Here is a 26,163-nt window from a genome sequence, read left to right as displayed (position 1 = left end):
CGACCCGGGTCAGTGGGTATCGCCCAGGTAGGCGGCTGCCAGGGTCTCCCCGGCGAGCAGCTCCTCGGCAGATCCCTCGGCGGTGATCCGGCCGTGGGCGAGGACGTAGGCGCGGTCGGCCAGCCGCAGCGCGCGGGTGGCCAGCTGCTCCACCAGCAGGACCGTGCCGCCGCGGCGGCTGACCTCCGACAGCGCCTCGAAGACCTCGTCGATGATGACCGGGGCCAGGCCGAGCGAGGGTTCGTCGAGCATGATCAGGTCCGGCTGCCGGACGAGAGCCAGTGCGACGGCGAGCATCTGCTGCTGGCCGCCGGACAGGAACCCGGCGTAGTCGGCGAGCCGGGTGGTGAGCGCCGGGAAGATCGCCAGCGCGCCGTCGATCCGCTCCTGCTCCTCCGCCCGGGTCAGCCGGATGCCGTACATGCCGAGCAGCAGGTTGTCCTGCACGGTCTGCTTGGCGAAGAGCCGGCGCCCCTCCGGCACGTGGCAGAGCCCGCGCCGGGCGATCTTCTGCGGGGCCACCCCACGCAGCGGCGATCCCTGGAACTCCACGCTGCCGCCGAACACCGGGATCATCCCGGAGATCGCCCGAAGCAGGGTCGATTTGCCGGCGCCGTTGCTGCCCAGCAGCGCGACCGTCTCGCCCCGGCGGACCTGCACGCTGACCTGGCGCAGCACCGGCACCGAGCCGTAACCGGCGTCGAGATCCTTGACCTGCAGCACGGTGTCGGTGGTCACGGTGACGCTCATCCGAGCACTCCCAGGTAGGTCTCGCGGACCCGCGGGTCGACGAACACCGTCTCCGGATCCCCGGCGGTGACGACCTTGCCCTGGTCCAGCACGGTGACGTGTTCGCAGAGTTCGCGGACCCAGCCGATGTGGTGCTCGACGAGCAGCACGGTCACGCCGCCGCCGCCCAGGTTGCGCACCAGCTGGTCGAGCACCTGCAGTTCGTCGGCGGACAGGCCCGCCGCCGGCTCGTCCAGCAGCAGCAGGCGCGGCTGCACCATCAGCGCCCGGGCGATCTCCAGCATGCGCTGCAGGCCGTGCGGCAGGTCACCGGCCCGGGTGCCGGCGTGCTCGGCCAGCCCCAGTACGTCGAGCAGCTCGTAGGCCCGGGCACCCAGCCGGCGGGACTCCTTCCGGGCCCGGCCGATCCGCAGCAGCACCTCCAGCGAGGAGGACTTCTCGGCGGTGTACCCGCCCAGCATCACGTTCTCCCAGACGCTGAGATCCTTGAGCAGGCGCGGGGTCTGGAAGGTCCGGGCGATCCCGAGCGCAGCCAGCTTGGACGGCGCCACCCCGGTCAGCAGCTCGCCGTGCAGGTGCACCGATCCGGTGGACGGCTTGTAGATGCCGGTGATCACGTTGAGCAGGGTGGTCTTGCCGGAACCGTTCGGGCCGACCAGGCCGTAGATCTTCCCCGAGTCCAGGGTCATCGAGACGCCCTGCAGGGCCTTCACCCCGCCGAAGGACACGGCGACGTCGTCGACCGTGAGCCGGCCGATGTCGGTGCTCCCGTCGGGCGCCTCGGCCGACCGCAGCAGCGACGCCAGCCGTTCCGCCTTGGCCGCCGACGCGGACACCTCGAGGTCCTCGTCGTACCCGGCCTCACCACTGGATCTCGACCCGGGCCCGGCGGCGTCCTTCGGTGTGCGGCCGCGGACCCGGGCCCAGAGCGCTTCCAGGGCGCCCATGATCCCGTTCGGCGCGAACGCCATGAACAGCAGCAGCGCGGCGCCGTAGATGACCATCCGCCACTCGTTGAGATCGGTGAGCAGCTCGGGCACCGCGAAGAACGCCAGCGCACCGATCACCGGCCCGAGCCACCGGCCGTAGCCGCCGGCCACGATGATGACGATGAAGAAGATCGAGAAGTTGGTGGTGAACTGGTCCGGCGCGATGACCTGCTGTTCGTAGGCGAACAGCGCACCGGCCGCCCCGGCGTAGGCGCCGCTGATCGCGAACACGATGACCTTGATGGAGATCGTCCGGACGCCGGAGACGGTGCCCGCCTCACCGCCCTCCTTGATCGCGATGAGCCCACGGCCGAGACGCGAGTTGACGAAGGTGAAGTACAGCGCCAGGCCGACCACGTTGGCCGCGACGATCACCCAGTACAGCTCGCCGGAGGTCAGGTCGACGAAGATGCCGACGAGACCGTTGGTGCCGCCGGTGTACTCGCTGAAGTACTCGACCAGGCCGAGCACCAGCTCACCGAAGGCCAGGGTGGTCAACGCGAAGTACCAGGTGGACAGCCGCAGCGAGGGCAGGCCCATCAGGATGCCGGTGACCGCGCCGACGACGGTCGCGATGACCAGCGCCGTCCACATGTCGAGTTCGCCGTGCACCAGCGCGATCCCGGCGGTGTACGAGCCGACCGCGACGATCGCACCCTGGCCCAGCGAGACCTGGCCGCCCAGACCGTAGAGCAGGTTCATCCCGACGCCGACCAGGCAGTAGACGCCGATGCCGCCGGCCAGGAAGTAGATGTAGGTGCTGTCGGACAGCACCGGGAAGACCACCCCGGCCGCGACCAGCAGTGCCCACCAGAACCAGGTGCGCTGCAGCGAGTCCCGCAGCCGCGGCGGCCGGCCGGAGGCCAGCCGGGCCGCGGACCGGGATGCCTTGTCGCCCTTGGTGGGCCGGATCCGTTCCATCAGCTCAGACACGCTTGACCTCCCGTTCGGCGAAGATGCCCCGAGGGCGGATGAGCAGCACGACCAGCAGCACCGCGAAGGTGGCGGCCGGCACGAGTGCGGTGTTGACCCGGGCGGCCATCACACCCTCGGCCAGCGCGATGATGTAGCCGGCGACGAGGGCACCCTTGTTGCTGCCCACCCCGCCGATCGCCACGCACATGAAGCCCTTGATCAGCAGCATCGGCCCGAGGGTGACCGACGCGAACATCACCGGTGAGGCGAGGATGCCGGCGGCGGAACCGATCAGCCCACCCAGGAACCAGGAGGCCCGGGTCAGCGAGACCGGGTCGATGCCGCGCAGCAGGGCGCCGGGGCGCTCCTCGGCCACCGCCTTCACGGCGCGGCCCATCCGGGTGCGGTAGATCCAGGTGAGGATGCCGAGCACCAGGAACGGCACGATGATCAGCACGAAGCTGTAGCTGGACAGCCCGCCGCCGCCGGAGCGCACCACGAAGGTCGCGGAGAACGGCTCGGGGTAGGGCACCAGCCGGGCCTCGCCGCCCCAGATCTTGCCCATCAGGTCGTCCAGGATCAGCGACACCGCCAGCGTGGTGATGAGCCAGGAGTGCGAGGCCGCGTCCCGGTGCAGCACCGGTTTGATGGCGACGAGATCGATGACCATGGCCAGGATCCCGCCGGCCAGCATGCCGGCCAGCAGCGCCACCAGCCAGGGCACGTGCCCGGCCAGCAGTGTGGAGGCGAGCAGGGCGCCGATCACCACGACCGAGCCCTGGGCGAAGTTGAAGATGTTCGTCGGCTGGTACATGACGTTGAAGCTCATCGCGACCATGCCGTACAGGCCGCCGTAGACGAGCATGTAGAAGACGGCGTCCATGATCAGACCGACCCGCCGCCGGCGCCGGCGTCCTGCGGGGACCACTGCACCAGTTCGCGTTTCAGGATCTTGCCGCTGGCGTTCTTCGGCAGTTCGGGGACGAACCAGTACTCGGCCGGCACCTTGTAACGGCCGAGGTGCTCCAGGCAGTAGGCGTGCAGTTCGGCCGGAGTGACCGGTACCCCCTCGCGCAGCACCACCCAGGCCCGGACCTGCTCGCCCCAGTGCTCGTCCGGTACGCCGACGACGGCCACCTCGGACACCGCCGGGTGCTCGGTCATCACGTGCTCGATCTCCAGCGGGTAGATGTTCTCGCCGCCGCGGATCACCATGTCGCTGGACCGGCCGTTCAGCCAGAGGAACCCGTCCTCGTCCAGCATGCCGAGATCGCCCGCCCGGAACCAGCCGTCGCCGGGCAGCGACTGCCGGGTCTTCTCCGGCAGGCCCTGGTAGCCGGACATGGTGGTGTTGTTCCGGGTGACGATCTCACCGACAACTCCGGTGGGGACATCGACCAGATCCGGGTCGCAGATGCGCATCTCGTTCCCGATGCCGGGGCGACCGACGGACCCGAGCAGGTGCCACTCGCCGGCCGCGGCGCGCTTGTGGTCGGCCGGGGTGAGCCAGGCGGAGGCGCCGTTCTCGGTGCCGGCGCCGAAGCTGTTCGCGAAGTCGCAGCCGAACATCTCGATGGCGTCGCGCAGCAGGGCCGGCGCCATCGGTGCCGCGCCGTAGCAGATCATCCGCAGCTGGTGGTAGTTCGCCTCCCGCGCGCCGGGCACCGACATCACCCGCTGCAGCATGGTGGGCACCAGGAACACCGCCGTGGGCCCGTCCGGCCGGGCCAGCCAGCCCTGCACCTCCTCCGCGTCGAACTGCGGCAGCAGCAGCACCGGGCAGCCGAGGTAGAGACACATCATCGTCTGGAAGTAGCCGGCCGAGTGGAACAGCGGCGAGGACGTGAGATACACGTCGCTGCGCTTCATCTCGCACTCCAGCAGCTGCACGATGCAGATGCCGTGGAACATCCGGTACGAGGTCATCACGCCCTTGGGCAGACCCGTGGTGCCGCTGGTGAAGGCCAGCACGGCGATGTCCTCGGCCTGCGCCTGCTGCGGCGGCGGCTCGACCGCGGGGCGGCCGGTCATCATCTGCTCGTAGTCCAGGGCGCCGGCGGCCGGGCCGTCCAGGCACACCACCTCGGCGATCGACGGGTGGGCATCGGCGACACCGGCCAGCAGGTCGGCGTAGCGGCCGGAGTGGAACAGCAACGCCGGCCGGCCCCTGCCGAGCAGCACGTCCGCCTCCTGCCGGCTGAGCCGGTAGTTGAGCGGCATGAAGGTGGCACCGACCTTGAGGGTGGCGAGCAGCACCTCCACGTGGCGCAGCCCGTCGGTGGCCATGGTGGCGACCCGGTCGCCGCGGCCGATGCCCTTCTCGTGCAGGTAGTGCACCAGCTGGTTGACCCGGTCGTTGACCTGGGCGTAGGTCATCCGGGTGCCGTCGCCCAGGACGAACGCGGTGTTGCCGGCGGCGCGCCGGGTCTGCAGCCGCAGCCAGTCCCCCGGCAGCACGTTGAACGACCGGTAGCTCTCGTCCGCGAGCACCTCCAGCTCGATCCCCGTGGCTGTGTCCGCCGTCCCCAGGTCAAGGGTCATGTTCCGTGCTCCGCTCGGTCGTCACTTCGGTGTGCTCGTGCCGGTCAGGCCCGCCGCGGGCCGGTACCGGCACACCCGGCGGCGGGCGTGATCATGATCATGACCGCACCAGCCGCCGGTGTCATGTGCTCAGCCCCGCTCGAGCAGGAACCCGCCCTGGGACTTGGCCGCGTCGCCGCCGGAGGCGGCCTTGCAGACGACCAGTGCGTCGTCGGTCAGGCCGTTGTGCGACTCGGCGGTGAACTTGATGGTCCCGGCGACGCCGTCGTAGGGGTCCATCTCCTCGAGAGCCTTGACCACGGCCTCGGTGTCGGTGGACCCGGCCTTCTCCACCGCGATCTTCAGCATGTGCAGGAAGTCGTACGGGCCGTAGACCAGGCCGGCCGTGGTGAGGCCGTTGAAGTTGCCGGCCTGCGCGGTGACCAGCTTCAGGTAGTCCAGGTTCTTCTGCGAGACCTGCTCGGTGGCGGTGTAGCTGAACGACTTCAGGTACACCGCGTAGGTGTTCGCGTAGGCCTCGGCCGGCACCGCGACCCGGAGGGTCTCCGAGCTGATGCTGGTGGTGCCGATCTTCGGCACGTCGAAGCCCAGGTTCTGGAACGCGTTGAACATCGCGGTCTGGGTGGGCACCAGCGCCTGGATGCAGACCACGACGTCCGGCGCTGCCTCCTGGATCTTGGAGACGAACGGGGTCATCTCGGTGGCGTCCACCGCGTGCTCGACGACGGACACCAGCTCGGCGCCCTTCTCCTTGGCGCGGGCGGTGATCGGGTCGACGGCCTGCTGCCCGAAGGTGTCGTTCGAGTGCAGCAGCGCGATCTTGGTCCAGCCCTGGGCGACCGCGAAGTCGACGATCGCATTCATCGCCGGCGTGTTGGTCGGGCCGATCAGGAACGAGTACGGGTACGAGGCGACGTCGTTCAGCTTGTCCGAGGTCGACACGTTCAGGTTGAGGATCTTGCTCTGGGTGGCCAGCGGGACCGCGGCCAGACAGGTGGTGCTGGTGTTGGGCCCGATGACGAAGTTGACGCCCTCCTCGGCGAACTGGCGGAAGACCTGGGTCTCCTTGGCCGGGTCGGCGCCGTCGTCCTTCAGGTTCTCGGTGAGCTGCCGGCCCATGATGCCGCCGGCGGCGTTGAGCTCGGCGACCGCGATGTTGGCCGGGATGAAGTAGTTCTTGTAGGTCGATGCGGCCGGCCCGGTGGTGGCGTGCACCTCGCCGATGACGATGTTGCCACCGCCCCCGCCGCTGCCCGAGCTGGCACCGCCGCCGGTCGTGGTACCACCGGACGGCGTCTCGTCCGAGCCGCAGGCGGTCAGCAGGCCGCCGAAGGCGACCAGGCCGATCGAGCCGACGAAGCTCCGCCGGGTGATGCCCCGGGACAGCGGCGAACGGCTCATCATCGAGTCGTGGGGTGCCATCAGGACCTCTTTCTTGGGTGTGAGCGCTCGCGAGGGTGTGGGCGAGCAGTCCCAAGAGTCTTGATGAGATCCAGGCGACATCGCAGATCGGCCGGTGCCGCCGTTGGAGTTCCCTCCAACGGTCGGCGGCCGCACGATCAGGTGCTGCGCAGGGTCTCCAACGCGCGATCCGCATGCGCGGTCATGGAGAGTTCCGAGGCGAACACGGCGCGGATACGGCGGTCGGGATCGATGACGAAGGTGGCCCGCTTGACCGGGGTGAGGAACCTGCGGCGCACGCCCAGGGACTCGGCCACCTTCCCGTCGACGTCGGAGAGCAGCGGGTAACCGAGCCGGTTGGCCTTGTCGAAGGCCAGCTGGGCGTCGACGGTGTCGGTGCTGATGCCCACCGGTTGCGCGCCGAGGGCGGCGAACTCCGTCGTCAGGTCCCGGAAGTGGCAGGACTCCTTGGTGCAGCCGGAGCTCATCGCGGCCGGGTAGAAGAACAGCACCACCGGGCCGTCGGCCAGCAGGCCGCTCAGCGTGCGCGGGGTCCCGTGCTGGTCCGGCAGTTCGAAGTCGGGCACCTCGGTGCCGGTGGTCGCGGTCTTCAACGGACGCTCCTCCACTGGGGAATCTTCATCGGGGTTCCCCGGCGGTGACCGGCCCCTTCTTCGGCGGCAGCGGCAGGAAACCCGAGGTCCGCGCGACGTACTCGGCGTAGCCGGGCTTCGAGGACGACATGCGCTTCTCGGTGAGTGCCTTGCCGGTCTTGGCGACGATCAGGTACGTCATCGCGAGCGGGCCGACGAAGGCGACCAGGCCGGGCCAGGCCCAGACGACGGTCAGGCCGATCCCCCACCACTGGCAGGCGTCGCCGAAGTAGTTGGGGTGCCGGGTGAACCGCCACAGGCCGCGGTCCATCACCGTGCCCTTGTTGGCCGGGTCCTTCTTGAACGCGGCCAGCTGGGCGTCGCCGATCGCCTCGAAGCCGACCCCGGTGGCCCACGCGAGCAGGCCGACGACCAGCACGATCCGGGCGAACGTGCCCGGGTTCTCGAGCACCATGCCGACCTGCACCGGCAGCGAGACGAACCACATGGCCAGGCCCTGCGGCACCTGGACCTTGCGGACGATGGCGGACGGCCCGGCGCCTTCGAGCATCTCGGTGTAGCGCGGGTCCTCGGGCAGTCCGTGGTTGCGCAGCAGGATGTAGCCGCCCAGCCGCAGCCCCCAGATCGCGATCGCCAGCAGCAGGGCCAACCGCTGCAGGGTGTCACCGTGACCGAGCGAGAGCAGGAAGGACGCCGCGGCGACCACCACGAAACCGGGGCCCCAGATCGCGTCGATCACCGAGTACTTGCCGGTCGCCTTCCCGATCAGGAAGGCCACCGCCATCAGCAGTGCGACGGCGACCAGAGAACCGCCGAGCACCACCAGCAGGGCGGACCAGCTCACCATCCGTAGTCCTTGCGGGAGGCCGGCATCCCGGCGACCCCGTGCTCACCCGGGCGGACGGCGAGGATCTGGTCGACGCCCATCCGGTTCTCGGCGAAGGCCAGGGCGCCGCCGACCAGGTACAGCCGCCAGACCCGGGCGCCGACCTCGCCGATCATGTCGACCACGTCGTCCCAGCGGTCCTCGAGGGTGCGGTGCCAGGCCCGGACGGTCCAGTCGTAGTGCTCGCGCAGGGCGTGCACGTCGCGCACCTCCAGGCCGGACCCGGAGATCAGGTCGACGGTGGTGCCGAGCGACTTCATGTGCATGTCGGGCGCGATGTAGGTCTCGATGAACGCGCCGCCGCCGGGGGCGTTGACGCCGTGCGACATCTGCTGCACCAGCGCGCGGCCGCCGGGCCGCAGCACGTCGTGCAGGATCTGCGTGAACGCCGGGTACTCGGCATCTCCGACGTGCTCGCCCATCTCGATGGTGCTGACCGCGTCGAAGGCACCGCGCACGGCGGGGTCGTCGGCCAGCTCGCGGTAGTCGGCGTGCCGCACGGTGACCCGGTCGGCCAGCCCGGCCGCGGCCACCCGCTTGCTGACGTACTCGTACTGCGCGCGGGACAGCGTGACGCCGGTGGACACCGTGCCGTACTCCGCGGCGGCGTGGCAGATCAGCGATCCCCAGCCGCAACCGATGTCCAGGTGCCGGGAGCCCTCGTGCAGGCCGAGCTTGTGGCAGACCAGGTCCAGCTTCGCCTTCTGCGCCGCGGCCAGGTCACCGGACGGTCCGTCGGTGAAGTAGGCGCAGGAGTAGGCCATCGAGTCGTCGAGCAGCAGCTCGTAGAAGTCGTTGGACAGGTCGTAGTGGTGGGCGATCGCCGCCCGGTCGCGGTCCTTGGAGTGCAACCGGCCCTGCAGCGAGGCCTGCCCGGGGGCCGGCGGGCGCGGGCCGACGGCGCCGAGCCGCAGCGCCTCGGCGGCCAGCCGCGGCCAGTCACCGACGCCCACCTTCGGCTTGTTCAGCGCGCCGCTGCCCACGGCCGACCAGACGGCCGAGAGCCCTTCGGCCAGATCGCCTTCCACGTCGACGTCACCCGCGACGTAGGCCTCGGCGAGGCCCAGCTCGCCCGGGCTCCACAGCAGCCGGCGCAGCGCACGGCGGGAGTGGATCACCAGCACCGGCCCGACGGTCGGACCGGCGGTGGACCCGTCCCAGGCCCGGAGGCCGATCGGGAGCTCACCGCCGGTCAACCGACCGACCAGTTCCGCCAACCGTCCCGCTGTCGTCACACCCACCACGCACCCACCACTCTGCTCGTCGTCCGCAACCGCTCATCCGCACACGGCACTGCTGTCCGGATGATTCCCGGACGGGCGTCTTTCATGCCTCGCGGGGTGCTTCGCCGCCGGGGCCCGGCGGGATGGGTGAACGGCCGGGTGACGGGCGGCCTGCCGGGTCAGCCCCGGGTGACGATCAGCTTCGCCGGGTCCTCCGGCGAGACGTCCACCCGGACGGTGTCGCCGTCCCGGATGATGCCGCCGAGCAGCTCGCGGGCCAGCTGGTCACCGATGGCCGACTGCACCAGGCGGCGCAGCGGCCGGGCACCGTACAGCGGGTCGAACCCGTTGAGCGCCAACCAGTCCCGGGCCTCGGTGGTGGCGTCGAGGGTGAGCCGGCGGGCGGCCAGCCGCTGCGCCAGCGCCTGCACCTGGATGTCGACGATGCTCGCCAGCTCCTCGGTGCCCAGGGCGTGGAAGAACACCACGTCGTCGAGCCGGTTGAGGAACTCCGGCTTGAACGCCGAGCGGACCACGGCCATCACCGCGTCCTGCTTGCCCTTCTCGTCCAGGTCCTGGTTCATGATCGCGGCGCTGCCCAGGTTGGAGGTGAGGATCAGCACCGTGTTGCGGAAGTCGACGGTGCGGCCCTGACCGTCGGTCAGCCGACCGTCGTCGAGCACCTGCAGCAGGATGTCGAAGACGTCCGGGTGGGCCTTCTCCACCTCGTCCAGCAGCACGATGGTGTACGGGCGCCGCCGCACCGCCTCGGTGAGCTGGCCACCCTCCTCGTAGCCGACGTAGCCCGGAGGGGCACCGACAAGCCGGGCCACCGAATGCTTCTCGGAGTACTCGGACATGTCGATCCGGGTCATCGCGCGCGGGTCGTCGAACAGGAAGTCGGCGAGCGCCTTGGCCAGCTCGGTCTTGCCGACGCCGGTCGGACCGAGGAACAGGAAGGACCCGGTGGGCCGGTCGGGGTCGGAGATGCCGGCCCGGGCGCGCCGGACGGCATCACTGACGGCGCCGACGGCCTCCCGCTGGCCGATGACCCGGGAGCCCAGCTCCTGCTCCATCCGCAGCAGCTTCGCGGTCTCGCCCTCCAGCAGCCGGCCGGCCGGGATGCCGGTCCAGGCGGCGATCACCGTGGCGATGTCGTCCGGTCCGACCTCCTCGCTGACCATCGGCGTGCCGTCGGCCTTGACCGCGGACTCGGTGGCGGCGGCTTCGGCGAGCTCCCGCTCCAGGGCCGGCAGCCGCCCGTAGAGCAGCTCGGACGCCATCGCGAGATCGCCGTCGCGCTGGGCCCTCTCGGCCTGCATCCGGACCTCGTCCAGCTGCTTCTTGATCTCGCCGACCCGGTTCAGGCCGGACTTCTCCTGCTCCCAGCGCTCGGTGAGCACGCCCAGCTGCTCGCTGCGGTCGGCCAGGTCACGACGGAGCCGGCCCAGCCGCTCGACGGAGGCCTCGTCCGACTCCTTCTGCAGAGCAAGCTCTTCCATCTTCAGCCGGTCGACGGAGCGTTGCAGTTCGTCGATCTCGACCGGGCGGGAGTCGATCTCCATGCGCAGCCGGGATGCCGCCTCGTCGATCAGGTCGATCGCCTTGTCCGGCAGGAACCGGGAGGTGATGTAGCGGTCGGACAGCGACGCGGCCGCCACCAGTGCGGCATCGGCGATCCGGACGCCGTGGTGCGCCTCGTACCGCTCCTTGATGCCGCGCAGGATGCCGACGGTGTCCTCCACACTCGGCTCACCGACCAGCACCTGCTGGAAACGGCGCTCCAGCGCCGGGTCCTTCTCGATGTGCTCGCGGTACTCGTCCAGCGTGGTGGCGCCGACCATCCGCAGCTCGCCGCGGGCCAGCATCGGCTTGAGCATGTTGCCCGCGTCCATGGCCCCCTCGCCGGTGGCGCCGGCGCCGACCACGGTGTGCAGCTCGTCGATGAAGGTGACGACCTGGCCGTTGCTGCCGCGGATCTCCTCCAGCACGGACTTGAGCCGCTCCTCGAACTCGCCGCGGTACTTCGCGCCGGCGATCATCGCGCCGAGGTCGAGCGAGATCAGCCGCTTGCCGCGCAGGGACTCGGGCACGTCACCCGCCACGATGCGCTGGGCCAGGCCCTCGACGACGGCGGTCTTGCCGACGCCGGGCTCGCCGATCAGCACGGGATTGTTCTTGGTGCGCCGGGACAGCACCTGCACCACCCGGCGGATCTCCTGGTCCCGGCCGATGACCGGGTCGATCTTGCCCTCACGGGCCCGGGCGGTGAGGTCCACGCCGTACTTCTCCAGCGCCTGGAACGAGCCCTCCGGATCGGCGGAGGTGACCTTGCGGTCGCCGCCGCGGACCACCGGGAAGGCCTCGACCAGGGCATCGGTACCGGCGCCGGCGGCGATCAGCAGCTCGCCGACGTCGGTGCCCGGCCGGGCCAGCGCGGCCAGCAGGTGCTCGGTGGAGACGAACTCGTCACCGCCGGACCGCATGATCTGCTCGGCGCCGGTGATCACGTTGACCAGCGCGCGGGACAGCTGCGGCTGGGCAACCGTGGCGCCGCTGGCCGCCGGCATCCGGGCCAGGAGGGACTTGGTCTGGGACTCGACCGATGCGGCGTCCGCGCCGACCGCACGCAGCAGGCCGGGCGCGGTGGACCCCTCCACCGCGAGCAGGGACTGCAACAGATGCGCCGGTTCGACGGTGGCGTTGCCGGCGGTGGTGGCCGCGGAGATGGCGGACGCCAGCGCCTCCCGGCTCTTGGTGGTCAGGATGTCGAGGTTCATGCCTGCTTTCATCTTTCTCGTCTGATGTCGAGGGTGCCCGAACCGCGTCGGCACGGCCACCTCATACCGGTTCCAACGCAGCTAAGTTGAGTCTATTCCACTCAAGTCTGCCGTCGCCCTGCTCGTTCGGGCGAATCAGGCCAGAACTGGTCGGAGCCGAACCAGGAGGTCCGGATCGATCCAGACCGCACGGGGGCTGACCTGCCGTTTCGCAGTGCGTCAGGCTGACCGGGCGCGACCGGTCACCGGGACCGGTGCGCTCCTCCAGGAGGTCCGGCCGTGAACAGGTCCCGTTCCACCGCATGGTCCCGTCTCACCGCACTCGCCATCGGCGTGGTCGCCGTGCTCTCCGTCACCGGGGTCGCCTCCGGTACCGGTGAGTCCCCGGCCGGCGGTCCGCCGTCGCCCTCCGCCCTGGCCGCCGCACCGCCGCCGGCCTCCCGGCAGCCCGTCGCCGAGGCCTCCTACGTCGCGATCACGCCGTGCCGGATCGTGGACACCCGGCTCGGCACCGGGACCGGCGGCACCCCGTTCGCCTCCACGAACGTGCGGACGTACTACGTCGGCGGGACCACCGGGTTCGCCCCGCAGGGCGGGAAGACCGGCGGCTGCGGCATCCCGGTCGGGGCGACGTCCATCGCCGCGGTGGTCACCGCGGTCGATCCCAGCGCTCCCGGCTACGTCCGGGCCTGGCCGAACGGGATCGCCGAGCCCAACGCCAGCCTGCTCAATTACGCCACCGCCTCGAACGGCACCGGCGGCAACGTCGCGATCAACGCCTCGTCCGCCTACGCGCTGAAGATCCGCAACTACGGCGGCCCGACCGACATCGTTATCGACGTCAACGGCTACTACGTCAAGCCCATGGCCGGGATGATCAGCGACGCCGGCACGCCGTACAGCGGCAGCAGCCGGATCACCGCCGGCGTCCGGGTCAGCCAGGGCGTGTACGACGTGACCTTCGACCGCGAGGTGCAGTACTGCTCCGCCGTGGCCTCGGTCTACTACGAGAACTACTACGTCATCACCGACACGTACTTCGGCTCGTCGAACAAGGTCCGGGTCAAGGTCTACGACGCCGCCGCCAACCTCCAGGACGCGTACTTCTACATCACGGTGAACTGCTGACGGGCGCACTTGCCGTCGGCGGCCGGGACCGGGTACCAACGGGGCATGGCCAGGACCGTCGGGGCGACCCGCCACCTCGAGATCGAGACCAAACTGGAGATCGACACCGGACGGTCGCTCGATGATCTGATCACCGGCAAGGTCCGGGATGCCGGGATGGTGGCGGTCGCCGACCCGGTGCGGCACGAGCTCGACGCCGTCTACTTCGACACCGACGGGCACCATCTGCTCGCCGCGAAGCTGACCCTCCGCCGGCGGACCGGCGGCACCGATGCCGGGTGGCACCTGAAGCTGCCGTCGGTGGAGGGGGCGCGGACCGAGATCGGGCTGCCCCTGCAGGACGGTGACGAGCGGAGGGTGCCGTCGGCCCTGGCCGACCTGGTGTCCGGCGCGGCCCGCGGCCTGCCGCTGCGCCCGGTGGCGCGGATCCGCAACGACCGCACCGTCCGGCACCTGCTGGACGCGGACGGTACGGCCCTGGTCGAGATCGCCGACGACACGGTCACCGCGACGGCGATCGACGCCGCCGGCCACGAGGGCGAGCCGGCCGGCTGGCGGGAGCTCGAGGCGGAGGTGCTCGGTGGCGACCGCGGACACCTCGCGGCGGCCGTGACGATGCTGACGAAGAAGGGTGCCCGGCCGGCGTCGTCCGCGTCGAAACTCGCCCGCGCCCTGGCCGACACCGGGGTGGTGGTGCCGGCCGCGCCGCCACGGAAGAAGGACCGCAGCGCCGGCACCGCGGTGCTGACGGCCGTGCGCCGGCAGCTCGCCGTGCTGATCGCCGCCGACCGGGCACTCCGCGAGAAGGTGCCGGGGGCGCTGCACGACGGCCGGGCGGCGACCCGGCGGCTGCGGTCGCTGCTGGGCGTCTTCGGCCGGGTCTTCGAGGAGTGCGGGGCCGGCAGCGACGTCGCCCGGCTACGGGACGAGCTCGCCGAGCACAGCGCGATCCTTGGCGCGGCAAGGGATGTCGAGGTGGTGCGTGGGCGGCTGGAGACCCAGCTGATCGACGAGCCGGCCGAGTACGCGGGGGCGGCCCGGGTGCGGCTGGAGGAGGAGTACGCCCGGCGGATGCCGGCGGCCCTCGCCCAGGTGTCGGTGCGACTCCACTCGGCCGCCTACTTCGCGATGCTGCGGTCGCTGGACGCCCTGGTCGACGGCCCCGTGCTCTCGGCCCGGGCGGCGAAGTCCGCCGAGTCGGAGCTGCCGGCGATGATCGCCGTGGCCTGGGAACGACTCGGCACACTGGCCGACCGGGCACAGGCGGACCCGGAGAACCCGGAGGCGGTGCACGTGGTGCGCCGCCGGGCCCGGGCCCTGCGGTACGCGACCGAATGCGTGGCCGGGGCACTGGGCGAGCCGGCCGAACTGTTCGCCGCCGCACTGGAGGAGATCCAGGAGGTGCTCGGCGAGTACCAGGACGCGGTGACGGCCGCCGAGTTGCTGGCGGACCTCTCGCTCGCGCACGACACCGACGGCACCGCGGGGTTCGTCTTCGGCCGGCTGCATGCCTTCGAGCAGGCCGTCGCGCACGGGACGCTCGAGGACTTCGCCGATGCCTGGGACCGGGTGGAGGACGCCGCACTGCCGGTGCTGCCGCAGCGCAGCTGACCCGCAGTGATCGTCACCGGGCGGGCCTGACGCACCGGCCTGACGGAGCAGACGGTCCGGGTCGGGTCGGTCACTCCCCGTCGCCGAGTTCCACCCGCCCGGGCCGAGGTTGCACCCGTACCATCGTGATGCGTGAAAACGTCTGCGGCACACGGCATCACGGCAGTCCTTGGAGTCGCGGTGGCCACCACGGCCCTCCTGTTGTCGGTGACCGGGGCGGTGCGCCCCGCTCCCGCGCCCGGTACCGCGACCGTCGCGGCCGCGGCGGCGCGCCCCGTGGTGCAGGGCAACGTGCTGGTCGACTCCCGGACCGGCGCGACGTGGAGTCCGCGCGGGGTGAACTACCCGAGCTTCGAGTACGCCTGCGCGCAGGGCTGGGGCACCTCGCGGAGCACCGCCCAAGGCAGTGCCGGCTCCGCGACCGCGGCGGCGATCGGTGCCTGGGGTGCGAACGCCGTGCGGCTGCCGCTGAACCAGGACTGCTGGAACGCCACCGGCGGAGTGCCGTCGGCCTATGCCGGGACGCCGTACCGACAGGCGGTGCAGTCGTTCGTGACCGCACTCAACAACGCCGGGCTGGTCGTGGTGCTGGACCTGCACTCCCGGCGCACCGGCGGCCCGCAGGTCGCCGGGCAGCGGGCGATGCCGGACGCGGCGTCGGTGACGATGTGGTCGTCGGTGGCGGCCGCCTTCGCCGCGAACCCGTCGGTGATGTTCGATGCGTTCAACGAGCCGTACAGCCGGTGGAACGACAGCACCGATGCGTGGACCTTCCAGCTGACCTGGTCGTGCTGGGCCTCCGGCGGTTGCAGTCCGATGGTGGAGGACGACTACACCACCACGTTGAGCGGGAACACCTACACCGCAGCGGGTATGGCCTCGATCGTCGCGGCGGTCCGAGCGGCGGGCGCGGAGCAGCCGATCCTGCTGGGCGGGCTGGACTACGCGAACGACCTGCGCGGGTGGCTGGCGGCGCGACCGGACGACGACCAGCTGGTGGCGTCGCTGCACTCCTACCGCGGGCAGCGCTGCTCGTCCACCGCCTGTTGGAACGGAGAGATCGCCCCGGTGGCGGCGGTGGTGCCGGTGGTGATCGGGGAGTTCGGCGCGACCACGTCCGATGCCGGGACGAACGCCACCTACCTGGAAGCGTTGATGGACTGGGCGGATGCGCACCATGTCGGGTACCTGGCGTGGGCCTGGTGGGTGCTGCCGGACACCTCGGTCGGCACCCTCGCCCTGCTGTCCGCCGACGACGGCACGCCCCGGGCACCGGCCGGGACGGCGCTGCGGACACATCTGCTGGAGGTGGCGTCGCAGCCGACCACGCCCACCACCGTGACGGTGACCTCGACGGCGGTGTCGACCACGACGGTGACCCAGCCGCCCGCGGGCGGTGTGGGCCTGCATCCGCTGGCACCGTGCCGGCTGGTCGACACCCGGGTGGCCGGAGGCATTCTCGTACCCGGGATGGCGCGGACGCTGACGGTCGGCGGCAGCGCCGGCTTCCCCGCGCAGGGTGGTCGGAGCGGCGGCTGCGCGATCCCGACGGGAGCGACGGCGATCAGCGTGGTGCTGACCGCGGTCGGCCCGACCACCGCGGGCTACCTCCGCTCCCGTCCGACCGGCACCTCGGCCACTGCCACGGTGTTGAGTTTCCCCGCCGGCGGGTCGACCGGCACCGGGCTGGTGCTGCCGGTGGCGGCCGGTCGGCCCGATGCCGTCGTGTTCGAGACCGCCGGTGCCCGCACCCATGTGGTCATCGATGTGCTGGGCTGGTTCGGCTGACGGTCTGCACTCCGGGAGCACCCACCCGGTTGCGGCGACAACGGTTCGCGGGCTCCCACGGAGCGTGACGGCTGCGGCCGACGACAGGGCCGAACGGCGGACGATCGCGGTTGTCCGGGTGATGGGCAAGCCGTCGCGTATCCACGACGGCCGATCACCGTCCCGAAGGATGCCGCCCGTCCCCCGCACGCGCGGTGACCCGACTTCCGTGCTCCCGAAAGGTCTGCCATGAAGAAGTTCCCGTCACTGACCACCCCGGCCCTGCTGGTCGCGCTGATCTGCGCACTGATCGTGGGCGCGGGCATGACCGCGTCCGCGGCATCCGACCGGACCGCGGCGGCACCAGCCGCGACGGTGACCCCGGCGGTGTTCGAGCCGCAGGTGCGGGCGCTGCCCGCCAAGGCCGACCACGTCTTCGTGCCGCTGGCCCCGTGCCGGATCGTGGACACCCGCGTCAATTCGACTCCGCTGGGCAGCGAGGTCGCCCGGAACTACTACGTGGGCGGCACTTTCGGCTTCGCCCCGCAGGGTGGGAAGAGCGGCGGCTGCGGGGTGCCGACGACGGCCGTGGCGGTGTCCGCGATCGTCACCGCCGTCGACCCGTCGAACCGCGGATTCCTGCGCGCGTGGCCGACCAACCAGTCCGAGCCCGCGTCGACACTGCTGAACTACGGCACGATCTCGACCGGCACCGGTGCCACCGTGCCGATCGCCATCACCTCCGGCCCGGCGCTGCGGGTGAAGAACTACGCCGGGCCGACCGACCTGGTGATCGAGGTCAACGGCTACTACGAGATGCAGATCCAGGCGCAGGTCGAACCGAACGGGATCCTGCTGGACAGCACGTACCGCTTCCTCAGCTCCAGCAAGCTCGCCACCGGCACCTACCGGATCACCGTCGACACGAACATCACCGCCTGCGCGATCCAGGCCCAGTCGACCGTGTTCTCGTACTACACCTCGGTCGGGACCGTCTCCGGCAGCACCTTCGACATCTACGTCTGGCGGATCGTCAACGGCATCAACACCCTCACCGACGGCCGGTTCCTCGTCACGGTCACCTGCTGACATCTGCCCCGGCGAGTATCTGGCGGCCCCGCAGCACCTCCGGTCGACCACACGACGTTCACGCAGCCGCTCGCGGGCGGCTCGGCAGAGAGGTACCAGCAGTCATGAAGAAGTGGATGACCACCGCGCTGGCAGCGACGACGGCGGCGGCGTGCATCACCCTCGGCACCATGGTCGGACCGGGGTCGGCGGCCGGTTCCGCGCCGCCCCCGGAAGCAGCAGCCTCGCCGGCAGCGGTCGTCGCGGCCGCGAAGGGCGAGCCGGTCCGGGACCAGGGTGGCACCCAAGCGACACCGCCGAACCTGGAGAACCTGTACGTCCCCGTCGAGCCCTGTCGGGTGGTCGACACCCGCAGCGGGTCGCCGTTCGGCAGCGGTACCACCCGGGCCTACTACGTGGCCGGCACCTTCGGGTTCGCGCCGCAGGGCGGCAAGTCCGGCGGCTGCGGGATCCCGACCGGCGCCAAGGCCGTGACGGCCACCATCACCGCAGTGGATCCGTCGAGCGTCGGTTTCATCCGGGCCTGGGCCACCGGCGGCACGGAGCCCTCGGCGACCCTGCTGAGCTACGGCACCTTCAGCATGGGCACCGGCGCGACGGTGCCCATCCGACCCGGCGCCGCGCAGCACCTCACCGTCAAGAACTATGCGGGGCCGACCGACGTGGTCATCGACGTCACCGGCTACTACATCCCGCAGATGGAGGCGTACATCCTGTACAACGGCACCATCAGCGATCAGTCCGGACGGCTGCTCAGCTCGACCAGGACGGCGGCCGGCACCTACACGCTGCAGTGGGACCGCGACGTGACCTACTGCTCGGTCCAGGCCACAGCGGACTACTCGGCGAAGTACGCGACCGCCTACACCTCCGGCACGTACACCTACGTGTACACGTTCGACAGCGCCGGGGCCCCGACGGACTACTACTTCAACATCAACGTGAACTGCTGACGTCGTGAAACCCTGACGTTCGGGCAGGCCCACGGTTCCACCCGGCCGGGCAACGGATTCCTCGGATTCCGTTGTCCGGCCGGGTTTTTGCCGTGCCCGGGTAATCACGTTCGTCCGATCGGGTGCATTGCCCCGGCACACCCGGATCCGACAGAACCTCGACGGCACCCGTACGTCTTGGCTGCACGGTTCGAACGAGGTGCACCCGCCCGGACCGCAACTTCCGATCCGCATTCCGCGGAGGCCGACGGGCCGAGCGTCATCCCTCGTTCCAGGGCTGACATGTTCTGCCATCCATCAGATCTCGTCCGGTGTCCGACCCGACGCCGGGAACAGAAGGGAACTCCGATGAGAGTCCTGACCCGTCTTCTCGCACTACCCCTCCTCGTCGGGGCGGTCCTCGGACTTGCCGCGACCGGTGCCTCCGCCGCCGGCGTGGCCGGGGCCGGCGCGGCACTCGCCGCACCGACCTATCAGCCGACCTCGCCGGAGGCCAAGTACGTGCCCGTCTCCCCCTGCCGGATCGTCGACACCCGGACCGGTACCGGGACGAACGGCACGCCCTACGGGTCCGAGGTGACCCGGCAGTACTACGTCGGCGGCACCTTCGGCTTCGCCCCGCAGGGCGGGAAGTCCGGCGGCTGCGGCGTTCCCGTCGGCGCCGTGGCGATCGCGGCGGTGATCACCGCCGTCGATCCGCAGGCGGGCGGCTTCGTCCGGGCCTGGCCGGCCGACGAGAGCGAGCCGGGGGCCACCGTCCTCAACTACTCCACCCACTCCAACGGCTCCGGGCTGACGCTGACCATCGACCCGGACAGCGCGCAGAGCCTGAAGGTGAAGAACTACGGCGGACCCACCGACCTGGTGATCGACGTCAACGGCTACTACGTCAAGCCGATGGCCGCGATGGTCAGCGGTTCCGGTGCGCTGTACTCCGGCTCGTCGCGGGCGATCTCCTCGACGAAGGTCGGCACCGGCGTCTACGACATCGAGTTCGACCGCAACGTCCGGTACTGCACCGCGGTGGCCTCCCCGTACGTGACCAGCCTGTACGCCTCCACCAGCACCTTCGCCCCGACCAGTGTCAACGCCGTGCGGGTGTACGTCTGGAACGCCGCGGGCGCCGCGACCGACCAGTACGTGTACCTCACCGTCGACTGCTGACCCCCGAGCACCGCACCAGCACCAGCACACCAGCACCGACAGCTCCACCCGGAAAGCCCGGACGCAGTCGCGTCCGGGCCTTCCGGCGTGCCGGGCGGACCTGACCGGATCTCACCGCGGTCAGGGCGGATTCACCCGGGCAGGGCAGTCGGTTGCTCTGATCCGGGAGGGGGGTCCGCCGTTGACTGGGTCCACCACAGCAACCCCCGACCCGAGATCCGATGGAGCCCATGATGTCCCCGTTCCGCCTTCCTGCCGCAGTCACTGCGCTGGTCACCGCCGCGCTGGCCGGTACCGCACTCGCTCTGGCCGTCCCCGCCGCCGCGACCACGCCCGACCCGGCGGCGACGCCCGACGCCCGGTCGGCCGCGGCCGCACCTCTGCTCGCCGAGCCGGGTGTGCTGGCCGCACCGGCCCGGTCCGACCAGGTCTACGTGCCGATCACCCCGTGCCGGGTGGTCGACACCCGTTCCGCCTTCGGGCCTCTCGGCTCCCAGGTCAGCCGCAACTACTACGTGTCCGGCTCGTTCGGCATCGTCTCGCAGGGCGGGCGGCAGGGTGGCTGCGGCATCCCGGAGAACGCCACCGCGGTGGCGGCCACTATGACCGCCGTCGATCCCGCCGCGGTCGGCTTCGCCCGGGCCTGGCCGGCCGGCAGCCCCGAGCCGGCAGCGACCCAGCTGCAGTACCGGGAGACCAACGGCACCGGCGTGGTGCTGACCCTGCGCCCCGGTTCCGCCGCGCACCTGACCGTGCGGAACTACGGTGGCCCGACCGATCTGGTGCTCGACGTCGCCGGGTACTGGGCCCCGCAGATGCAGGCGTCGGTGAGCGCCGCGGGCGTGCTGTCCCACGGGACGTCCCGGGTGGTCTCGATCCAGCACACGGCGAGCTCCGGTGCCTACAAGGTCACCTTCGACGCCCCGGTGACCTCGTGCTCCCCGCAGGTCGAGACCCGCTCGCTGGGTCAGTTCGCCAGCCTCGGCAACCCGAGCGGCGGCACGGTGACGGTGTACCTCTGGACCCTCGGCTCCGACGGCGCACCCGACCTCAACGACGCGCCCTTCCACCTGACGGTCACCTGCTGACCCTCGGGAACGACGAAGCCCCGGAACCGGTTGCGGTTCCGGGGCTTTCCCGTGCGGTCGGTCAGTCGCGGCGGCGCGGCGCGGCCTGCCAGGTCACCATCGCGGTGCCGGGCCGGCGCCACGGCACCACGTCACGGCGCAGTCCGGCGATGGCGTTCGCGGCGGCGTTGGCCGCGTCGGCGCGGGCCTGGGCCAGTTCGGCCTGCAGCTCCCGCACCTCGGTGGCGAGCTCGGCCGCCCGGGCGCGCAGCGCGTCCGCCTGTGCCTCCAGCTCGATGACCCGGCGGATGCCGGCACGGTTGACACCCTCCTCCTGGGACAGTCGCTGCACCTCACGGAGCAGCTCGATGTCCCGCTGGGAGTAGCGGCGGCCGCCGCCGGAGGTACGGCCGGGCGAGACCAGGCCCTCGCGGTCGTAGGACCGGAGGGTCTGCGCATGCATGCCGGCCAGCTGCGCGGCCACCGAGATGACGAACAGCGGTGCGTCCATCTCGAAGCCGGGGCGCTGCTGGTCGCCGCCCGGCGGACCGGGGCGGGGGCTCATGACGCCGCCTCCGTCCGCGTCTCGACGGCGCGGGTGATGCCCGGCCGCGGGTCGGTGTCGACCAGATCGGCGAACTGCTGCAGCAGCACCTTCGCGTCCTCCGGGATCCGTTGCGGCACAGCGACCTCCACGGTGACGATCAGATCACCGGTGCGGTCCTTGCGTTGCACACCGGCGCCCTTCACCCTGAGCTTGCGCCCGGAGGCGGTGCCGGCGGGCACCCGCAGGGTGACCGTGCCGTCCAGCGTCGGGACCGCGAGATCGGCACCCAGGACAAGTTCCGGGTAGCTGACCGGCACGGTGAGCGTCAGGTTGTCCCCGGACCGGCCGAACAGCTCGTGCGCGGCCACGTGCACAACGACGAAGAGATCACCGTTCGGGCCGCCGTTGCTGCCGACGCCGCCCTTGCCGGCCAACCGGATCCGCTGGCCGTCCGACACCCCGGCCGGGATGCGGGTGGTCAACGTGCGGGTCTCCAGCACGGTGCGCTCGCCGTGGCAGGTGGGGCACGGGTCGTCGATCAGCGAGCCACTGCCACCACAGTTGGCGCACGGCTCGGAGAACGCGAACGACCCCTGGTTGCGGGTGGTCAGGCCGGTGCCCTGGCAGACCGGGCACTCGCGCGGTGCGGTGCCCGGGCGGGCGCCGGTGCCGTGACAGGTGCCGCAGGTGGCGCGGTCGGAGATGCGCAGCGGGACGGTGACCCCACGGACGGAGTCCGCGAAGGCCAGCGTCACCTCGGTCTCGTGGTCCTGCCCGCGCCGGGCGCGGGTGGCCCGGCCGCCGGCGGCACCGCCGCCGCGGTTGAACAGGCCCCCGAAGAGATCACCGAGCCCGCCGGCACCGCCCTGCTGGGCGCCGCCGTTGCGGAACAGGTCACCCAGATCGAAACCGCCTGCGCCACCGGGTGTCTGACCACCGCCGAAGCCGCGGAAGGCGCCGGACGCGGCCAGCGCCCTGGCCTCGTCGTACTCCTTGCGTTTGGTGTCGTCGGACAGCACGTCGTACGCCTCGGAGACGTCCTTGAACTTCTCCTCGGCCTTCTTGTCGCCGGGGTTCTTGTCCGGGTGCAGGTCGCGGGCGAGCTTCCGGTACGCCTTCTTGATCTCGGCGGCGGTCGCGGTCTTCCCGACCCCGAGAGCGGCGTAGTAGTCCTTCTCGTAGTAGTCCTTGGCACTCATCCGCGAACCTCCCTTCCGAAAGTCCCATCATGGCAGCCGGTCCCGGCCCGGTGGAGGGCCGGGACCAGCTGTGGTTCCTGTGTCGGCGTGGGTGTCACTCCCCCGCCGGATCGCCGGCCGCGGACTCCGCGGGGACGGCGTCCGGATCGGGGCCGGTGACGACGACGACCGCCGGGCGGACCAGCTTGTCGCCCACCAGGTAGCCGGTGCGCAGCACCTCGGTCACCGTCTGCTCGGTGACGTCGGCGGAGGTGGCGAAGTGCACCGCCTCGTGCTGCGCCGGGTCGAACAGGTCGCCCTTGGCGCCGAAGCCGGTCAGGCCCAGGCGCTGCAGGGTCTCGGCCAGCTTGTCGGCCGTCGCCTTGAAGGCGCCGGTCACGTCGCCGTGCGCAGCGGCACGGTCGACGTCGTCCAGCACCGGCAGCAGCTCGGTGAGCACCCGGGCCTTCGCCGCCTGGGCGACCACCTCACGGTCGCGGTCCACCCGCTTGCGGTAGTTCGCGTACTCGGCGGACACCCGCTGCAGGTCGGCGGTGCGCTCGGCGGCCTCCTGCTTCGCAGCCTCGAGATCCGCGGTCAGTTCCGGGTTGTCGAGCACCGTCGCGGTGATCGGCTGACCGGCCTGGGCCGGGTCCGCCGGGTTCGTCCCGGGCGGGACCGCGCCGGGGGTCCGCAGACCCCCGGTCTCCGGGTCGATCCGCCGCTTGTCGTTCACCACCACGCGCGGCTCGTCGGCGTGGTTCTCCGGATGAGACATGCCTGCCGTCACTTCTTCTCGTCGTCGACGATCTCGGCGTCCACGATGTCGTCGTCCGCGGACTGCGACTGACCGGTGGCACCCTCGGCGCCCGGCGCGGCCGACTCCTGCGAGTACAGCGCACCGCCCAGCTGCTGGGCCTCGGTGGACAGTGTCTCCACCGCGGTCTTGATCGCGGCGAGGTCGGTGCCCTTGAGCGCCTCGGTCACCGCCGTGATCGCGTCCTGGACCCGGGTCTTCGGCTCCTCGGGCAGCTTCTCGTCGTTGTCCTTGAGGAACTTCTCGGTCTGGAAGACCAGCGACTCGGCCTGGTTGCGGACCTCGGCCTCCTCGCGGCGGAGCTTGTCCTCCTCCGCGTGCGCCTCGGCGTCCTTCATCATCCGGTCGATCTCGTCCTTCGACAGCGCGCTGCCGCCGGTGAGCTTGATCGACTGCTCCTTGCCGGTGCCCAGGTCCTTCGCGGTCACGTGCACGATGCCGTTGGCGTCGATGTCGAAGGTGACCTCGATCTGCGGCACGTTGCGCGGGGCCGGCGCGAGGCCGGTGAGCTCGAACATGGCCAGCTTCTTGTTGTAGGCGGCCACCTCCCGCTCGCCCTGGTAGACCTGGATCTGCACGGAGGGCTGGTTGTCCTCGGCGGTGGTGAAGATCTCGGACCGCTTGGTCGGGATCGTCGTGTTCCGCTCGATCAGCTTGGTCATGATCCCGCCCTTGGTCTCGATGCCCAGGGACAGCGGGGTCACGTCCAGCAGCAGGACGTCCTTGACCTCACCGCGCAGCACACCGGCCTGCAGGGCGGCGCCGACGGCGACGACCTCGTCCGGGTTGACGCCCTTGTTCGGCTCCTTGCCACCGGTCAGCTCCTTGACGAGCTCGGTGACGGCCGGCATGCGGGTGGAACCACCGACGAGCACCACGTGGTCGATGTCGGACACCTTGACGCCGGCGTCCTTGATCACCTGGTGGAACGGGGTGCGGGTGCGGTCGAGCAGGTCGGAGGTGATCCGCTGGAACTCGGCGCGGGACAGCGACTCGTCCAGGAACAGCGGGTTCTTGTCCGCGTCGACCGTGATGTACGGCAGGTTGATGGAGGTCTGCTGGCTCGAGGACAGCTCGATCTTCGCCTTCTCCGCGGCCTCGCGGATGCGCTGCATGGCCATCCGGTCCTTGGTCAGGTCGATGCCGTGCGCGGCCTTGAACTTGTCGACCAGGTAGCCGACGACACGCTCGTCCCAGTCGTCGCCGCCGAGCTTGTTGTCACCGGCGGTCGCCTTGACCTCGACGACGCCGTCGCCGATCTCCAGCAGCGAGACGTCGAAGGTGCCACCACCGAGGTCGAAGACCAGGATGGTCTGCTCCTTCTCACCCTTGTCCAGGCCGTAGGCCAGGGCGGCCGCGGTCGGCTCGTTGACGATGCGCAGCACGTTGAGACCGGCGATCTCGCCCGCCTCCTTGGTGGCCTGGCGCTGGGCGTCGTTGAAGTACGCCGGCACCGTGATCACGGCGTCGGTGACGTTCTCGCCCAGGTAGGACTCCGCGTCCCGCTTCAGCTTCCCGAGCACCCGGGCGCTGATCTCCTGCGGGGTGTAGCTCTTGCCGTCGATGTCGACGGTCCACTTGGTGCCCATGTGACGCTTGACGGACCGGATGGTCCGGTCCACGTTGGTGACCGCCTGACGCTTGGCCACCTCACCGACCAGCACCTCGCCGTTCTTGGCGAAGGCAACGATCGACGGGGTGGTCCGGGCGCCCTCGGCGTTGGCGATGACGGTCGGCTCGCCGCCCTCCAGCACGGAGACGACGGAGTTGGTGGTACCGAGATCGATACCGACGGCACGCGACATGCGTTCCTCCTGCTTGCAAATGGCTCGTGCCGTCGGGATGGCGACACGAATCGGGGTTTCAACTGTCCGGTTCGCACTTGAGCGCCCCGGGCTCAAGTCGACTCCAGGATGCCGATGCCCCGGCACCCTGTCAATCCGGCTTGAGTCGGGTCGACTCAGGTTTGCTGATTCGTCCAACCGGTGGCGAGGATGGATTGTTCCCGGCGCAGCAGAACCACCCGGTCGGGTGAGTGCGGCCGGATGGAGATCGGGAGCAGCGGCGGGTCGAGCAGGTCAGAAGCGCTGGTCGGGGGCGATCCAGAGGTCGCGGGCGGCCTGCGAGAAAGCCATCACGGACACTCCCAGCACGCCCGCACTCAGCCAGACGACACCCCAGCCGAAGGGCGCGTCCGCCCGGCCCATCGCGACGAACATCAGCAGCCAGCAGACCGCGGTGCCGATGATCATCAGCACGGCGGTGGTCTGCAGGGTCCGCAGCCCGGCCCGACTGCCGCTGCGGCCCCAGACCTGGACCATCGCGAGGATCGCGACCACGACAGTCAGCGCCAGGCCAAGGTGACCGACACCCAGCGCGACCGAGAAGCCGTCGTCGTAGCCCACCGCGTCGAACCCGGCGGACACCACCCCGAACGAGTTGTCCTTCTTCGAGCTCTCGATGTCGGCCATCAGGTACGGCACGAACAGGCCGAGCACCAGTGCCAGGTCGATGACCCCGACCAGCACCCGGAGCAGCATCGTCTGCTGGGCGCGGAGCTGTTGCTCCAGCCGGCCGAGGTCCCGGCGCAGGGCGACGACGTCGGCCTGGGATGCGGGGGTGGGCTCGGGGGTGCTCATGCGCGCGGACTCCTCTGTCTCGGGACTCGGCAGGCTCAGGGTGGCTCAGGGTGGCTCAGCACCGGCTGTTCGGTGCCGGTGTCACCGTAGGTGCCTCGCGCCGA

21 protein-coding genes are annotated in these 26,163 nt (G+C 70.8%); 7 read left to right on the top strand and 14 right to left on the bottom strand.

The window, feature by feature from the left end; translation table 11 throughout:
- Positions 1–9: 9 nt before the first annotated feature.
- The 9 genes from GIS00_RS18535 to clpB form a co-directional block, all read right to left on the bottom strand.
- On the bottom strand, positions 10–750 hold the full coding sequence (locus GIS00_RS18535) for an ABC transporter ATP-binding protein (RefSeq protein WP_154769938.1): 741 nt from the start codon (positions 748–750) through the stop codon (positions 10–12).
- A complete protein-coding gene (locus GIS00_RS18530; protein ID WP_154769937.1) occupies positions 747–2,672 on the bottom strand; it encodes a branched-chain amino acid ABC transporter ATP-binding protein/permease in 1,926 nt (641 codons plus the stop codon). The genes GIS00_RS18535 and GIS00_RS18530 overlap by 4 nt, the downstream gene beginning before the upstream one ends.
- Complete coding sequence (locus GIS00_RS18525) at positions 2,665–3,537, bottom strand: branched-chain amino acid ABC transporter permease (protein WP_154769936.1); 873 nt, start codon at positions 3,535–3,537, stop codon at positions 2,665–2,667. Before GIS00_RS18525 ends, GIS00_RS18530 begins: the two co-directional genes overlap by 8 nt.
- A gap of 2 nt (positions 3,538–3,539) precedes the next feature.
- The gene (locus tag GIS00_RS18520; protein WP_154769935.1) at positions 3,540–5,195 is read right to left on the bottom strand and encodes a class I adenylate-forming enzyme family protein; all 1,656 of its coding nucleotides are present in this window, start codon (positions 5,193–5,195) and stop codon (positions 3,540–3,542) included.
- Between the two features lie 129 nt (positions 5,196–5,324).
- A complete protein-coding gene (locus GIS00_RS18515; RefSeq protein ID WP_196073354.1) occupies positions 5,325–6,617 on the bottom strand; it encodes an ABC transporter substrate-binding protein in 1,293 nt (430 codons plus the stop codon).
- 137 nt (positions 6,618–6,754) lie between these two features.
- Positions 6,755–7,210, bottom strand: coding sequence for a peroxiredoxin (locus tag GIS00_RS18510; RefSeq protein ID WP_154769933.1), 456 nt, complete (start codon positions 7,208–7,210; stop codon positions 6,755–6,757).
- Positions 7,211–7,235: 25 nt separating this feature from the next.
- The gene (locus GIS00_RS18505; protein ID WP_154769932.1) at positions 7,236–8,057 is read right to left on the bottom strand and encodes a DUF1295 domain-containing protein; all 822 of its coding nucleotides are present in this window, start codon (positions 8,055–8,057) and stop codon (positions 7,236–7,238) included.
- Positions 8,051–9,337 (bottom strand): class I SAM-dependent methyltransferase, encoded by a 1,287-nt coding sequence (locus tag GIS00_RS18500; RefSeq protein ID WP_407666891.1) that lies wholly within the window; start codon positions 9,335–9,337, stop codon positions 8,051–8,053. Before GIS00_RS18500 ends, GIS00_RS18505 begins: the two co-directional genes overlap by 7 nt.
- A gap of 161 nt (positions 9,338–9,498) precedes the next feature.
- A complete protein-coding gene (clpB, locus tag GIS00_RS18495; RefSeq protein WP_154769931.1) occupies positions 9,499–12,099 on the bottom strand; it encodes an ATP-dependent chaperone ClpB in 2,601 nt (866 codons plus the stop codon).
- 279 nt (positions 12,100–12,378) lie between these two features.
- Here clpB and GIS00_RS18490 point away from each other — a divergent pair, with 279 nt between their 5' ends.
- From GIS00_RS18490 to GIS00_RS18460, 7 genes are all read left to right on the top strand, one after another.
- Positions 12,379–13,227, top strand: a complete 849-nt coding sequence (locus GIS00_RS18490; RefSeq protein WP_154769930.1) for a hypothetical protein — start codon at positions 12,379–12,381, stop codon at positions 13,225–13,227.
- Positions 13,228–13,272: 45 nt separating this feature from the next.
- Positions 13,273–14,838 carry a CYTH and CHAD domain-containing protein gene (locus GIS00_RS18485; RefSeq protein ID WP_154769929.1) on the top strand — a complete coding sequence of 522 codons (1,566 nt, stop codon included), beginning with the start codon at positions 13,273–13,275 and terminating at the stop codon, positions 14,836–14,838.
- Positions 14,839–15,018: 180 nt separating this feature from the next.
- Positions 15,019–16,626 carry a cellulase family glycosylhydrolase gene (locus tag GIS00_RS18480; protein WP_154769928.1) on the top strand — a complete coding sequence of 536 codons (1,608 nt, stop codon included), beginning with the start codon at positions 15,019–15,021 and terminating at the stop codon, positions 16,624–16,626.
- 228 nt (positions 16,627–16,854) lie between these two features.
- Positions 16,855–17,694, top strand: a complete 840-nt coding sequence (locus GIS00_RS18475) for a hypothetical protein (RefSeq protein ID WP_154769927.1) — start codon at positions 16,855–16,857, stop codon at positions 17,692–17,694.
- Positions 17,695–17,798: 104 nt separating this feature from the next.
- Complete coding sequence (locus tag GIS00_RS18470; protein WP_154769926.1) at positions 17,799–18,647, top strand: hypothetical protein; 849 nt, start codon at positions 17,799–17,801, stop codon at positions 18,645–18,647.
- 348 nt (positions 18,648–18,995) lie between these two features.
- On the top strand, positions 18,996–19,811 hold the full coding sequence (locus GIS00_RS18465) for a hypothetical protein (protein WP_154769925.1): 816 nt from the start codon (positions 18,996–18,998) through the stop codon (positions 19,809–19,811).
- Between the two features lie 233 nt (positions 19,812–20,044).
- Positions 20,045–20,899 carry a hypothetical protein gene (locus GIS00_RS18460; RefSeq protein ID WP_154769924.1) on the top strand — a complete coding sequence of 285 codons (855 nt, stop codon included), beginning with the start codon at positions 20,045–20,047 and terminating at the stop codon, positions 20,897–20,899.
- Positions 20,900–20,960: 61 nt separating this feature from the next.
- Here the strand turns inward: GIS00_RS18460 and GIS00_RS18455 are convergent, their stop codons facing one another.
- The 5 genes from GIS00_RS18455 to GIS00_RS18435 form a co-directional block, all read right to left on the bottom strand.
- Positions 20,961–21,443: a heat shock protein transcriptional repressor HspR gene (locus tag GIS00_RS18455; protein ID WP_154769923.1), complete on the bottom strand. Its 483-nt coding sequence runs from the start codon at positions 21,441–21,443 to the stop codon at positions 20,961–20,963.
- Positions 21,440–22,624: a molecular chaperone DnaJ gene (dnaJ, locus tag GIS00_RS18450; protein WP_154769922.1), complete on the bottom strand. Its 1,185-nt coding sequence runs from the start codon at positions 22,622–22,624 to the stop codon at positions 21,440–21,442. Before dnaJ ends, GIS00_RS18455 begins: the two co-directional genes overlap by 4 nt.
- A gap of 94 nt (positions 22,625–22,718) precedes the next feature.
- Complete coding sequence (gene grpE / locus GIS00_RS18445; protein WP_154769921.1) at positions 22,719–23,381, bottom strand: nucleotide exchange factor GrpE; 663 nt, start codon at positions 23,379–23,381, stop codon at positions 22,719–22,721.
- A gap of 8 nt (positions 23,382–23,389) precedes the next feature.
- Positions 23,390–25,225 carry a molecular chaperone DnaK gene (gene dnaK / locus GIS00_RS18440; protein WP_154769920.1) on the bottom strand — a complete coding sequence of 612 codons (1,836 nt, stop codon included), beginning with the start codon at positions 25,223–25,225 and terminating at the stop codon, positions 23,390–23,392.
- Positions 25,226–25,498: 273 nt separating this feature from the next.
- Complete coding sequence (locus GIS00_RS18435) at positions 25,499–26,059, bottom strand: hypothetical protein (RefSeq protein WP_154769919.1); 561 nt, start codon at positions 26,057–26,059, stop codon at positions 25,499–25,501.
- Positions 26,060–26,163: the final 104 nt, after the last annotated feature.

Source organism: Nakamurella alba, assembly GCF_009707545.1.
Lineage (GTDB): Bacteria > Actinomycetota > Actinomycetes > Mycobacteriales > Nakamurellaceae > Nakamurella > Nakamurella alba.
The sequence above is the reverse complement of the archived record's forward strand: the minus strand, read 5'-3'. Positions and strand labels throughout refer to the sequence as shown.